This window comes from Anaerobacillus sp. MEB173, assembly GCF_052119505.1.
Lineage (GTDB): Bacteria > Bacillota > Bacilli > Bacillales > JBJMAU01 > JBJMAU01.
On record NZ_JBJMAU010000021.1, the window covers coordinates 15716 to 29255 of the forward strand.

Below are 13540 nucleotides of genomic sequence, written 5' to 3' on the forward strand. Positions count from 1 at the left end.
AAAAGCTTCGAAGTTATACATACATAACTCTAAACTCTCCACTCTAAACTCTAAACTAATAAAAGGAGGTTTTCATCTTGTTAAATATTGAACAGATTAAGGAGATTATTCCGCATCGTTATCCGTTTTTGTTAGTGGATCGGATTTTGGAGATGGAGGAAGGTCAGCGTGCGGTTGGGCTGAAGAATGTTTCTGCAAATGAAGAGTACTTTAATGGACATTTTCCGGATTATCCGGTAATGCCTGGGGTACTTATTATTGAAGCTCTTGCTCAAGTGGGGGCAGTGGCGATGCTTAGTAAGGAAGAAAACAAAGGTCGTCTGGCGTTCTTTGCCGGGATTGATGGATGTCGTTTTAAAGGACAAGTGAAGCCAGGTGATCAGCTTCGTCTTGAAGTTGAAATTACACGTCTTCGCGGTTCAATTGGTAAAGGAAAAGGTGTTGCAACAGTTGACGGTAAAGTTGTTGCAGAGACTGAATTGATGTTCGCGTTAGGAGATAAGGAAAACTAAACATACATAAAGTCAATCCAAAGAGATTTGGATTGGCTTTTTTTATAAATATAGAATAATTTGAATCAGTGTTGAATAATTGACAATATATTATATGTAATGCAGGTTTTTCGACTGATACAATAATAGGGAGTTTAATCGAAGCAAAATGATCACAAAACATTGGGTAGAGGGATGCAGGTAAAATGAAAAAGGAAGCGTTTGAACAATTTGCCAATGATAAGGAGAATGTTTGGAAGTTATTTAATCAAATGAGGGACGGTCTCGTTATTACTGATTATGCGGTAAGGATTATTTTAGCGAATCCTGCGTTTGAAGAAATAACAGGTTATGATTTTGAAGAGATGCAGTTTAAGAATCCCAAATTCCTGCAATCTGGGAAAACACCGCAAAGCCGATTTGAAGATATGTGGGGGACGATTCACCGTGAAGGTACATGGACGGGTGAGTTAATTAACCGTCGGAAAAATGGTGAAATCTATTATTCGTTTGCTACGATTACACATATAAAAAAAGTGCGTGCTCTAGATTCATACTATATTGGAATTATTCGCGACATCACTGAGCGGAAGAAGGCGTCAGCGTCGATCACACATTTAGCTTTTCATGATACATTAACAGAGTTGCCAAATCGGGTGTTACTTGAACAACACTTAAATAAAGGTCTGGAAAAAGCCGAAAAGCAGGGGGAGAAGCTTGCGGTTTTGTTCATTGATCTCGACCGGTTCAAGGTCGTCAATGATACACTCGGTCATCATGTTGGTGATCGGCTGCTTCAGGCGATTGCAAAACGGTTTCAAATGGTGATTGGAGAAGATGGTGTCGTCGCCCGATTTGGCGGTGACGAGTTTGTTGTGATGTTGCCAAATATTGCGAGTAAACAGGAAGTAGCTGATAAAATTGAGGAACTTTTTGAATCATTGCGCAGGCCAATCCAAAGTGATGAGAGGGAGTTTTTTACAACGGTTAGTATTGGTGCAAGCTTTTATCCGGAACATGGCAGAAATGCGAACACATTACTGAAAAATGCCGATCGTGCCTTGTATCGTTCCAAAGATGAAGGGCGCAATAACTATACGATCTTTAATGAAGAAATGGATGCAGATATGCTTGAGCGTATGCAGCTCGAAACGGATTTGCGACGTGCAATTGAACTTAATCAGTTAGAAGTATATTACCAGAAACAGGTTGATGTTAAGGAACTTGGTACGTCTGGAGTTGAGGCGTTGGTCCGTTGGAACCACCCGACGCAAGGTTTAGTACCACCGGGCGATTTTTTATCGTTAGCGGAAGAGACGGGCCTCATTGTAGCCATTGATAATTGGGTGATGAAAACGGCGTGTTTGCAGCAGAAGGAATGGCACAGTAAAGGTCTTGCCGGACTACAGTTGTCAGTGAACATTTCTCAAAAGCAGTTTGATCATTATCATTTCGTTAACCAGGTAGAAGAACTGTTAAAGACGACAGGGATTGATCCTGCTTGCCTTTCACTTGAAATTACGGAAAATATGGCGATTAAAAATGTTGATCAGGCCATTGAAAAATTAAAGCAATTAAAATCACTGGGAGTAAGCATTGCCCTTGATGATTTTGGGACAGGCTATTCGTCGTTAAGTCAGTTAAAGCGTTTTCCGATTGATTGTCTAAAAATTGATCGTTCATTCATTCAATTTAGTGATGGTGACGATGATGATGCTGAAATCATCAAGTTCATCATCCGATTAGCACACAGTCTTGGATTTTCTGTTATTTGTGAAGGGGTCGAGACAAGGGAACAGCTGCGGTTTTTAAAAGAAGAAGGCTGTGATCATGCTCAAGGCTATCATTTTAGTCGCCCAGTGACAAAGGAGCAGTTTTTTGAGGAAGAGATGCATAGCTGTTTGAATAGATAGAGTGGTGGCGTCGTACTAGTAAAAGGCTAGCGGCGCTTTTTTTTAGGCGAAAAGTATGGAATAATACCTGTGGAATGGCTATTTGTACGCTATACGGTAAAAAATAACTAAATTGTGTGAAAGTGTGAAAGAGTTTAGAAAACCATCTGATTTCGTAGACAGTTTCCCTTGGGCTTGCTAATATTAATCTCGAGCTAGCAAGCAAGTTGTTAGCAAACTTTCAAAAATTAGGGGGAAATACAAAATGAAAAAGAAAGTATTATTAACAGCAGCTTCAGCATTATTAGCAGTAGGAGTTTTAGCAGCATGTGGGGATGCAGAAGTAGATGAGCAAGAAGTAGAAGAAACTCCAGTTGAGGACGTTCAAGAAGTAGAAGAAGCACCAGCTGACGAAGCTGAAGAAGTAGAAGAGCCGGCTGAAGAAGAAGCACCAGCTGACGAAGCTGAAGAAGTAGAAGAGCCAGCTGAAGAAGAAGAAGCAGAAGAAGAGCAAACTAACTAATAGACAATATATATGAAGAAAGCATTGCCCGAGTGTCCGCACTCTGGCAATGCTTTTTCTTTTTTAGTGTCTTTTTTTGGTGACTGACACCGCTCGTGGACATATACGGTAGAAATGTCCATTTGCGGTGTCAGTCACCTTTTATTAGTCACCTTTTATTTCGGCAAGAGGTTGACTTAAATGGAGATTAGTTCATTAGGTCAACCTTTTATTGATTTCAAAAAGCATGCCGGAATGTCGGTTGAAAATTGGTTGTATACGTTTAAGAAACTAGAGCATTATTGCTCGAGGAAGAGTTGAATGGAATTACTGGAATAAGAGCACCATTTTAACGTTCGTTGATTATATTATTCATTATAAAAATCTAGCAAAAAGATATGTAAAAGGGATGAAGGAGAACTTAAGCAATCGATCCTTTACTTAGAAGAATGGGAACAAAGCGCGAAAAAACTGGAATTGCTGATGAAAAACGTGAATGAGTCCAGTGAACGTGTGTCGTTACATGGGGAGGATTGATGGTGGGGGAGAGGAAATTCCTCACTGGTTTGAGGATTGCTCTGGTGAAAAAATGACCACCGCACAGTACAAATGCGGTGGTATTGTCTTTTTGCGGTGACAGTCACCTTTTAAGGAGATATTTCACAAAGGTTTTATACATAATAACGCAATACGAAACGAGGAAAATCGCCCACAAGATAGCGAGAGATGATCCGAAAAATTGTGAGAAATACACCCCAAATAAAATTCCCAACGATAGCAGGCAAATTTTTAACAAACTAAAATCCCACATTGTATAGTGCTTGGTAGCTCCGTATACTTTATGAATCCAACTTTTCATATTATTACGCCCCTTTCATATAAGGATTTGGGACAACGACAATGGAAGAATCTAATGTTCTTCCTTACTATAAGTATATACTTTTGCAAACTTATGGTTATGTGAAATTTTGAAGGATTTTAAGTAAATGATATTTTAGGAGTGGGAACATGCGGGAAGATAAGCGAAAAAAATGACCACTTCTTTTTTTAGAAGAAGTAGTCAAATTTGTTGATACAAATTAGTTGTTATAGATCACATTATAAATTTTCCAATCATTTGAATCACTTGATCTCTTTAAATAATACAGACCGCTTAAATCTTCATTAATGTACTCCATTTTACCATCAAGGTTAGTTATCATAAACTGAGTGTAAGGGTTTGGATTAACGACTTTAACAACAGCAAATGAATTGCTTTTGGATACGACTTCAGCAAAGATTCCTTGTGAGTTCATCTTAAACTGAATGCCTTCTTGTGCTAGTCCGGCAAAAGTCCCCAATGAATACACAGCAGATGTTTTATAATAACCTGTTGTCGTAGTTTCAATAATACTGGCTACCGTTTCATAATCTGTATGGTTCAAATATTGCTCTGTTTGGATATGCTCTTTGATCACAACATTTGTTAGTTCATGATCATAAGGGAGCACTGTGTACTGTTTATTTAATGCTCGTGTCAGCATGGAAATGGCTTCTGCACGTGTAGCATTGTTATCCGGACCAAACTTGCCATCAGGATACCCTCCAATGATTCCAGCTTTGCTTGTATTGGTTATCGGTTCGATTGCCCAGTGGCCTGCAACATCCTTAAATGGCTTCTCGTTTCCAGTAAATAAAATAGTATTTGAAAATGAGCGAGAAATCATTGCGGCAATTTCAGCACGTGTAATTTCCTTCTTAGGTCTAAATTCATTACCATCAAATCCATTTGCAATGTCCAGGGCGCTTGCAATTCGGATCGGCTCATAAAACCAATCTTTTGAGCTGACATCACTAAATTCCTCATCGATTTCTTCGGTATTAAGCGCTAATCCCCTTACTAGTAATGCAACAAATTCAGCACGAGTGATTGTTCGATTTGGTTTTGCACTAAATGAACCATCAGCATTTTCATAACCTACTAAAAGATTAGCACTAACAAATTGATCTAAGTTTTCATAAGCCCAATGGCCGTCAATATCAGTTAACAAATAATTGTCTAATGGCTGAATGTCTGTATAGGTCTGAACAGGAGCTTCTTTTTCAATAACAAATTCTGATCCATTGAAAACATATTTTACTAATCCGTGATTTTCAATTTTGAAATAAGTGTTCTCATCTAACGGTACGATGTTTGAATAATAGAGAAAACGGTCATCATCACTATGATAGGTGATATTCATTAAGTCGTTTTTGTCATATTTTCCTCTTGAAGTATAAAGGAACGTATCATCAAGATGAGATAAGTTTTGCTCTAATCGATACGAATCAGATGTACTAATCAAACTGGAATCATTTAAATTGAATGATTGGATAAACGTATCATTCTTTTCTTCCATTTGGATATACATCACATTAGTGGAATCATCAATGATTAAATCGTACGTATAGCCTCCTAGAGAAAATAACACCTGATCGGTTTGTGATGTTCGGTCAAAAACTCGAATTCTTTCATCTCTTTTAAGAGAGTCACCCTGACTATTTAAATAGTAAATTTTTGTACCTACAACATCAAATTCAATCACATCTTCCTGTAATTGATGGATGCCTTTTTGCTCATATGTGTTTAAATCAACTTGTAAAATTTGATTGCCATGGATCGCTACATAGACATCTCCATGATCAATGACAAAATCATTCCATTTTGTATCGGTATGAAGATTGATTTCATGCTTTAATGATAAATCTTCAGGATCAATAAAAATCAAATGATTCTTTGCAACAGCAACAAGCTGGTTATTCTCACTATCATATAAAAAGTCTTGAATTTCACTTTTTGAATAGTAAAAGGTATTTGCAGCTAAGGCTTGTGAAGTGATGAACAAGGATATAAATAATAACAACATGGTGAAAAAGATTTTCTTCATTATACAGCTCCTTTCCCAACAGCCATTGTAACATATAGAAAGGACGTTTTTGCTGTAACATTATGGGATGAGTTTTCTAGTGACTGGTACCGCTCGTGCTATTTTTATATATGCTTACAAATGGATGGTGCTGTGAAAGGTTATGACTAGATTTATTGGGGATGGGATTATTGTGAGGATAAGGACTGGAGTGTGGACCACTAGTAACGAAATAAGAGATCAGTTGTCTGTGAGACCCAGTGTTGGTGTTCTCGCGGACAACAGATCCTTTATTTGCATGAAATAATACCGTTTTTGGTGTTTGACGGACATACGTTCCGTTATTGAGGGAATTAGAGGAGTTATTGGGCTGATTTACGTCAAATAGCGTACTATATGTCCGCTTGGCCATTCAAAACAGGCCTTTTCCGGAAAATAGCGTACTATATGTCCGCCAAATCGCCAAACTGCCAAATTCAAAGGTTTGGCAGGCAACAATGCTGACGGCGAACACCCTCGCGCTCAACCAGCTCAAACATTGCCCACCTATGCCTTCGTAATATCTGAAAACATGCCAACGTAGCCATCGATATCCCCTTCATCATTTTTCAGAGGGCTAATGGTCAGCCATTCTAAATAAATCTCACCGTTCTTTTTCTTATTCCAAATTTCACCTTGCCAAAATCCCTTTTTCTGCAAAACTTTCCACATCGAATCATAGAAATCCGGGTCCATCTTGCCTGACTTTAGTATACTTGGTGTTTTCCCAAGGGCATCACTCGCTTCATAGCCTGTCAATAATGTAAATGCTGGATTTACCATCGTGATCGTCCCAGTCTTATCGGTAACCATCACAGCTTCTTTTGTTGTTTCGATGACCCTATCTGCTAAGCTGAGCTTTTCTTGGTAGTACATCCATACAACAAGAATCAAGCTTGCTAGTGCCACCTGTGACAACGCCATAAACCCAATCGCATAATGCCCGGTTAAATTATGGAGAAACGTTAGCATGAGTGGAGGAAAGAAGCCGCCTAATCCCCCTGTTGCAGCAACAATTCCGTTCACGACACCTGCTTGCTTTGAAAAATACATCGGTACCAATTTAAAAATAGCACCGTTCCCAACACCCGCACAAAGCGCAATCGTTAGGCAGCCGATCGTATATAATGTCAGGTTCGGCATAAACGCTAAAAGCACTGCGGCAATCGTCATTCCAAAAAAGACAAACATTAAAATAATGTACGCATTGAACTTGTCAGAAAGCCAGCCTCCGAGCGGCCGAATTAAGGTAGCCAACAAAATAAACCCGGCTGTTCGTAACCCGGCATCAACGGTGTTTAAGCCAAAATGATTGACTAAAAAATTCGGCAGATAAACGGTAAATGCTACAAATGAACCAAATGTAATGAAATAAAAAGCACTGAGTAACCATAATTTATGATTGCGATAGACACTTTTTATTTGATCAACGAGTGGTGTTGTCACCTTACGTTCTTGCTTATCACCTAAGAAAAAATTGAGGAGGGCAAACAGAGCAACCAGGAACAAGCTTAGTTGTACTGCCCCTGACCAGCCGAGGCGATTGGCGAGTACGGGTGCCAGAAAGGCCGTGATCGCTGTTCCAAGATTCCCAAGGGCATAAATCCCGTTGATCATTCCTAGTTTACTTTGTGGATAATATTTCGGAAGGGCCGTAACACCAACGGAAAAAATAGCCCCGCTAAGCCCAAGAAATAACCCGCCAACGAGTAAATCGGTAAATGTTGTGGCGATGCTGATATAGTAAACAGGAAACAGCAAAATAACAAAGCTTAACGAAAAAATACGCCGTGCACCGAACCGATTTGTCCAATAACCGAGTGGAATCCTCAGCAATGATCCGAGAATAACCGGAACCGCCGTTACCCAAGCAATCTGACTAGCCGTCATTGGAATATCTTCAAGGATATACGGCATAAGGGAGGAAAGAATGACCCATACCATAAACCCCGCTACAAGACTCAGTGTTTGTAACGGCAACTGGATCTTCGTCACATTCATTGAATACCCCCTTTACTATGTAATCTTATAAAAAATCCCTATACAAAAATAACATATATGACCAGATTATTGTAACTAATACAAAAATATTCTCTAGTTAACTATGTGCAATTTTTAAGAAAATATGAGTGGCAATTGGTGAAATTTGGTGACAGACACCGCCCGTGGACATTTTCAACGCAAATGTCTTTCTTTGGTGACTGTCACCGAACATTGTGTCACCGAACATTGGGAGAAAATCAGTCAGGAAATCTAACACAATAGTTTGACTTTTTTAAAGATATGTTTTATTCTTAATATATCTTAACTGGTATACCACATACCTCACACCACATATCACATACCGTGCACCAAATATCACTTACTTATAATTTTACTCGAGGGGATTGAATTTAGTTTTGCGAAAGATTGGTAAATTTATTTCATACACTGATCAAGTTTATAAAGAGCTTAAAGAGGCAGTTATAAGTGGGAAGATTAATCCTGGTGACTTTTTACAAGAGCGTGGAATTGCAGAGGAGTTAGGAGTTAGTCGAACACCCGTTAGAGAAGCGCTGAAGAAGTTAGAGTATGAGGGTTGGGTTGAAACGATTCCTTGGAAGGGTGTTATCGTTAAGGATATCGAACTGCAAGATGTCATCGAAGTTTTTCAGTGCCGTTATGCGAACGAAAGATATGTCGTTGAGCTTGTTACTGAAAAAATTGAAGATAAACATGTCGAAGATCTAGTAGTCATTCATGAAAAAATGAAGGCATTACAAAGTGTCGATCGTGTTGCATTTATCAATGAAGACCGCGAGTTCCATATGTATCTTGCTAAACTTACAAATAATAATCGACTGATCAATTTTCTTGATTATTTAAGTGATCAGATTATCCGTCTGGGTATCCGTGCTGTTGAAAATAAAGAACGGGTAGCTGAAACGCTCGAAGAACACGAAGCAATTTTACAAGCATTACAAGAAAGATCCGTTGAAAAAGCTGTGAAAGCGATTGAAGAACATATTGAAAACAGTCAAAAAGTTTTACTTTCAATTATAGAAAAAACAGTAAAGAGTTAGGAGTGCATAGTATGACAACAAAGAATATCAGTATTGCAGTGAACGGTGAGGAAAAAGACTTTTCTGTTGAATCCGTATACTGTATAGGTTACTCAGGACGTGATACGAAAAAAGTAAAGGAACATATTGATGAGTTAGCTGAATTAGGAATTCCAGCACCTCCAGAAGTTCCAATGCTATATCCAGTGAGACTTTCAAGCTTAACAAATGAAAAAGAAATTGAGGTTCTTGGTCAAGAAACATCAGGCGAGGCTGAAATCGTCCTTATTTTTGGAGAATCAAATGAAGATGTTTATGTGTCAGTCGGAAGCGATCACACTGACCGAGGCTTAGAGACGGTTGATATTAATAAGTCGAAACAAATTTGTGAAAAGCCAATGGCGAATAAGGCTTGGAAGCTAAACGATGTTGTTGAGTATTGGGATGAATTAAAACTAGTTTCAAAAGTGTTAGATGGTGGAGAATGGAAGCCATATCAGGAGCAGAATGTAAGCGCTATCCTTCCGCTTGAAGAAATACTTACGTACCTTAAAAATAAATCAGTGCAGTTAACGAATGCGGTTGTATTTGCTGGCACAGTTCCTCTTTTAAATGGGTTTGTTTACGGGGATGGTTATAAAATGGAACTGATTGATCCTATTAAAAACGATTCAATTAGCTCTGAATATCTAGTTAGTAGCTTAGTTGATTAGGAGGGTTTTTCTTTGAAAATCTCAGTATATCAAATGGATATTGTCGCTGGTAATCCAGAAGAAAATCGTAAAAAAGTTAAGGCATGGGCCGAAAAAGTCGTTAAGGAAGAGAATTCAGACACATTAGTCCTGCCTGAAATGTGGACGACAGCTTACACATTGGAAGATTTAAAAACTATTGCTGATGACGAAAAACAAGTAACGATCGACTTTTTAAGTGGACTAGCCTCTGAGCATCAAGTCAACATCATTGGTGGCTCGATTGCGCAAAAGGTAGGAGACAAAATCTATAACCGAGCCGTCGTGTTTAACCGAAGTGGGGAACTTATTTATCAATACGATAAAATTCACCTCGTTCCGATGCTAGATGAGCATCTGTATTTAGAAGGTGGACAAACAGGTGCAGAAGTTTTTGAATTAGAAGGCGTAAAGATGGGATTAATCATTTGTTATGATATGCGCTTCCCAGAACTGGCTCGCTCACTTGCCCTAGAAGGCGCACAAGTGTTATTTATTCTAGCAGAATGGCCGTCAGCGAGAGTAAATCATTGGAAGGCACTCCAAATCGCCCGTGCGATCGAAAATCAAATGTATATCGTTTCTGCAAACCGAGTTGGCGTTCATGATGGAGTAGAATTTTGTGGGCATTCGATGTTTGTTGATCCATGGGGCGATGTGCTGCTCCAAGGAACAGAAAATAAAGAAGAGACACTTACAACAGAACTTGATCTTCAAAAAGTACTCGAAGTTAGAGAGAATGTACCCGTATTTATGAGTCGTGTTTCAAGATTATATAAATATATTAATTAAAAAACAGGGGGAATTACTAATGAAGAGATTTAAAAAAGCATTTATGGCATTAGCGGCAGTTGGAATTCTTAGTTTTGCAGCAGGTTGTGGCGGAAGTGAGACGTCTAATGAAGGTGGAGACACTACAGACAGTGGAGCAGAGCAAGTGACATTAAAGTTAGCGCATAGTGGTTCAGAAACTCACCAATACCATGTTGCTGCTGAAAAATTTAAAGAGTTAGTTGAGGAAAAAACTGAAGGTAATGTAAGCATTGAAATCTATTCAAATGCTACATTAGGAAGTGAAGCTGAGGCAGTAGAGCAAATTTTGGATGGAACAATTGATATGACGACTGTTGCAGCAGACAGTTCATTTGCCAATACAGTTCCAGAGATGAATGTGTTTGGCTTACCATATTTATTCCGTGATCGTGATCATGTGTATGCTACGTTAGATGGAGAAGTTGGCAGCAGCTTACTAGATATAGTGAACGAAAAGAATATGGTTGGTTTAGGATATTGGGAAGTTGGATTCCGTCACTTATCAAATAACGCTAGTGAAGTTGTGAATCCTGAAGATGTACAAGGATTGAATATCCGTGTTCAGCCTGCACCAGTATGGGAAGCACATATGAAAGCATTAGGTGCAAACCCAACACCAGTTGCCTTTAATGAATTATATTCTGCACTTGATCAAGGTGTTGTAGATGGACAAGAAAACCCATTACCAACAATTAATTCAATGAAATTTTATGAAGTTCAAAAATATGTATCACTTACAGCACATACGTACAGCCCGGCAATCGTTGTCATGAGTAACAGAGCATATGATCAATTAAACGAAGAATATCGTGAAATTGTTCGTGCTGCAGTAGCAGAAACAACTACGTACCAACGTGATTTCTTATTTGAGAAAGAAGAAGAAATCCTTGCAACACTTGAAGATAGTGGCGTTACAGTTACTGAGCCAAACCGTGAAGCATTTGCTGAAGCAACAAAAGATGTGAAAGATACGTTAAGTCAACAAGTACCTCAAACATTAATTGATGACATTTTAAACGTTCAGTAAGGAATATAATAGGCGGGTCCGGATGGAGCTCCATCCGGATTTGTTTTTCAAAGATGTCTAGCGCAAGCGCTAGCCGCTCGAGGTCTCTTCGGGCTGAGCAAGGCACTTGCGCTTTTCAAGCAAATCTTAAAGATTTGAGGGGATAAAAATGGAGAAGGTTGATTACTTCTTAGGAAAAATTTTAGAGTTACTCGTTTCAACTTTTTTGGCAATTACCGTCATTGTCACTTTTTTACAAGTGTTTTTTAGATATGTTCTTAAACAGCCTTTAGGATGGTCCCAAGAGGTATTATTAATTAGTTTTGTCTACTGTATCTTATTTGGTGCTGCTTTATGTATTAAAAATAAAGAGCATCTCCAAGTTGACTTGTTGGATAATGCTCCTGAATGGGTAAAAAAGCTTGCGACGATCCTAGAGTTTGTTGTTGTCGGGATCATCATTGTCATTTTTATCTACTTCGGTTATCAGCTTGTTCAAGCAAACTTTTCGTCGGGACAGATTGTCGGACTACTGCCAATTAAATATGCTTACGTCTATTTATCAGTTCCAATTAGCGGTGTCATTATGTTGTATTTCCACATTAGGCAGGTGATCAAATGCTTTGGTTAGTTCCGTTACTATTCGCACTCATTCTTATTCGTATTCCAATCGCTTTTGCACTAGGTTTTGTTTCATTTGTAGGAATTATCCTAACTGATCCGTCAATGTTGGTTAATATTCCGAGAAGGGTATTTAATGGAATCGAAAGTTTTACATTAGTTGCCGTTCCTTTATTTATTCTAGCAGGGGAGATTATGACGAAAGGTGGAATTTCCAATCGTCTAATTCGATTTTCACAAATGTTAGTCGGATTTTTACCTGGTGGACTAGCAATGGTTGTTGTTATCTCAAGCATGTTCTTCTCAGCACTTACAGGGACAGCGATTGCTGCAGCGGCGGCAATAGGTGGGATGATGATTCCTGCCATGAGAAAAGAAGGATATGATGACCGGTTTTCATCTAGTTTAGTTGCCACTTCGTCAACAATCGGGCCAATTATCCCTCCGAGTATTGTCTTAATTTTATTCGGGGTAATGGCAAGTGTTTCCATTGGTGATTTGTTCATTGCAGGGGTCGTACCTGGAGTTCTGATGGGAATTGGACTGATGATTTACTGCTTTTATGTCGGAGTCAAAAATGGCTATAAAGCGAGAGACAGTTTTCCTGGTTTTAAAGAATTTCTGATTGGCTTCAAAGATGCATTGCTCGCTTTAATCATGCCGTTAATTATTTTGGGTGGAATTATTTCTGGTGTTTTTACAGCTACTGAATCTGGAGTTATCGCGGTATTCTATGCAATTATCATCGGAATGTTTGTTTATAAGGAATTAAGTTTTAAAGATTTAATGCCGATTCTATTAAATACGGCTAAGACAACGGCTTCAATTGTATTCCTTATTGGTAATGCAGCCTTGTTTATTTGGATTTTAACGTATCATCGTATTCCTGAAATGATGATCGATTTACTAGGACCAGTTGCAGATAACGCATTTTTATTACTTCTATTAATTAATGTGATCCTTCTTATTGCAGGTACATTTATTGATACGATTAGTGCGGTTTCTATCTTTACACCATTATTCCTTCCACTCGTCATAGCAGCTGGAATTGATTTGGTTCACTTTGGGATTATTTTATCAGTGAACTTAACGATTGGAATGGTTACGCCGCCACTTGGTGTCTGTCTATTCGTTACGGCAAAAATTGCAAATATTAAAGTTCCGGCAATGTTTAAGTATCTCATACCGCAAATCTTAATCTTAATTGTAGTTTTATTATTAGTTACCTATGTTCCGCAATTAACATTGTTCTTACCTGAAATGATCGGAAATTTAGTTAAGTAGGATGTTAACTCACCAATTTCATATAATGATAAAGAGCAAGCCAACCACTGCCCAAGAATAGGGGCAGTGGTTTTTATGTGGTGACATTTTTTTGGTGACAGTCACCGCCCGTGGACAATTTCACTACAAATGTCTTTCTATGGTGTCTGTCACCATATCATGTCACCATATCATACTCGAGAACCAATTTGGAAAAAGTCTGATACAATTACTTAATTCCTACTAAAAAGAGTAC

At 38.5% G+C, this 13540-nt stretch carries 11 protein-coding genes; 9 read left to right on the plus strand and 2 right to left on the minus strand.

Going from position 1 to position 13540, the window contains the following annotated elements; genetic code table 11:
- The first annotated feature begins 77 nt into the window (after positions 1-77).
- The 3 genes from fabZ to ACJ2A9_RS21015 all read left to right on the plus strand — a co-directional run bounded on the left by fabZ (position 78) and on the right by ACJ2A9_RS21015 (position 2906).
- Entirely contained in the window at positions 78-512 is a 435-nt protein-coding gene (gene fabZ, locus ACJ2A9_RS21005) for a 3-hydroxyacyl-ACP dehydratase FabZ (RefSeq protein WP_441423658.1), read from the plus strand.
- Positions 513-697: 185 nt separating this feature from the next.
- Entirely contained in the window at positions 698-2404 is a 1707-nt protein-coding gene (locus tag ACJ2A9_RS21010; RefSeq protein WP_441423659.1) for a putative bifunctional diguanylate cyclase/phosphodiesterase, read from the plus strand.
- Positions 2405-2648: 244 nt separating this feature from the next.
- Positions 2649-2906: a hypothetical protein gene (locus ACJ2A9_RS21015; RefSeq protein ID WP_441423660.1), complete on the plus strand. Its 258-nt coding sequence runs from the start codon at positions 2649-2651 to the stop codon at positions 2904-2906.
- Positions 2907-3964: 1058 nt separating this feature from the next.
- Here the strand turns inward: ACJ2A9_RS21015 and ACJ2A9_RS21020 are convergent.
- Together ACJ2A9_RS21020 and ACJ2A9_RS21025 are read right to left on the minus strand one after the other, a co-directional pair.
- Positions 3965-5791: an S-layer homology domain-containing protein gene (locus ACJ2A9_RS21020; RefSeq protein ID WP_441423661.1), complete on the minus strand. Its 1827-nt coding sequence runs from the start codon at positions 5789-5791 to the stop codon at positions 3965-3967.
- 525 nt (positions 5792-6316) lie between these two features.
- Positions 6317-7810: a nitrate/nitrite transporter gene (locus ACJ2A9_RS21025; RefSeq protein WP_441423662.1), complete on the minus strand. Its 1494-nt coding sequence runs from the start codon at positions 7808-7810 to the stop codon at positions 6317-6319.
- 398 nt (positions 7811-8208) lie between these two features.
- Here ACJ2A9_RS21025 and ACJ2A9_RS21030 point away from each other — a divergent pair, with 398 nt between their 5' ends.
- From ACJ2A9_RS21030 to ACJ2A9_RS21055, 6 genes are all read left to right on the plus strand, one after another.
- Positions 8209-8871 (plus strand): GntR family transcriptional regulator, encoded by a 663-nt coding sequence (locus ACJ2A9_RS21030; protein ID WP_441423663.1) that lies wholly within the window; start codon positions 8209-8211, stop codon positions 8869-8871.
- An 11-nt stretch (positions 8872-8882) separates the two neighbouring features.
- Positions 8883-9563, plus strand: a complete 681-nt coding sequence (locus ACJ2A9_RS21035; protein WP_441423664.1) for a DUF2848 family protein — start codon at positions 8883-8885, stop codon at positions 9561-9563.
- 12 nt (positions 9564-9575) lie between these two features.
- Positions 9576-10373, plus strand: coding sequence for a carbon-nitrogen family hydrolase (locus ACJ2A9_RS21040; RefSeq protein ID WP_441423665.1), 798 nt, complete (start codon positions 9576-9578; stop codon positions 10371-10373).
- A gap of 19 nt (positions 10374-10392) precedes the next feature.
- The gene (locus tag ACJ2A9_RS21045; RefSeq protein ID WP_441423666.1) at positions 10393-11421 is read left to right on the plus strand and encodes a TRAP transporter substrate-binding protein; all 1029 of its coding nucleotides are present in this window, start codon (positions 10393-10395) and stop codon (positions 11419-11421) included.
- Between the two features lie 148 nt (positions 11422-11569).
- On the plus strand, positions 11570-12031 hold the full coding sequence (locus ACJ2A9_RS21050) for a TRAP transporter small permease (RefSeq protein ID WP_441423667.1): 462 nt from the start codon (positions 11570-11572) through the stop codon (positions 12029-12031).
- Positions 12019-13305 carry a TRAP transporter large permease gene (locus ACJ2A9_RS21055; RefSeq protein ID WP_441423668.1) on the plus strand — a complete coding sequence of 429 codons (1287 nt, stop codon included), beginning with the start codon at positions 12019-12021 and terminating at the stop codon, positions 13303-13305. The genes ACJ2A9_RS21050 and ACJ2A9_RS21055 overlap by 13 nt, the downstream gene beginning before the upstream one ends.
- Positions 13306-13540 lie beyond the last annotated feature (235 nt).

Excerpts from the sequence above, each read along its gene's own strand:
- ACJ2A9_RS21020 (WP_441423661.1), bottom strand. The coding sequence starts at position 5,791 with ATGAAGAAAATCTTTTTCACCATGTTGTTATTATTTATATCCTTGTTC.
- ACJ2A9_RS21045 (WP_441423666.1), top strand. The coding sequence starts at position 10,393 with ATGAAGAGATTTAAAAAAGCATTTATGGCATTAGCGGCAGTTGGAATT.
- ACJ2A9_RS21035 (WP_441423664.1), top strand. The coding sequence starts at position 8,883 with ATGACAACAAAGAATATCAGTATTGCAGTGAACGGTGAGGAAAAAGAC.
- ACJ2A9_RS21015 (WP_441423660.1), top strand. The coding sequence starts at position 2,649 with ATGAAAAAGAAAGTATTATTAACAGCAGCTTCAGCATTATTAGCAGTA.
- ACJ2A9_RS21055 (WP_441423668.1), top strand. The coding sequence starts at position 12,019 with ATGCTTTGGTTAGTTCCGTTACTATTCGCACTCATTCTTATTCGTATT.
- ACJ2A9_RS21050 (WP_441423667.1), top strand. The coding sequence starts at position 11,570 with ATGGAGAAGGTTGATTACTTCTTAGGAAAAATTTTAGAGTTACTCGTT.
- ACJ2A9_RS21010 (WP_441423659.1), top strand. The coding sequence starts at position 698 with ATGAAAAAGGAAGCGTTTGAACAATTTGCCAATGATAAGGAGAATGTT.
- ACJ2A9_RS21025 (WP_441423662.1), bottom strand. The coding sequence starts at position 7,810 with ATGAATGTGACGAAGATCCAGTTGCCGTTACAAACACTGAGTCTTGTA.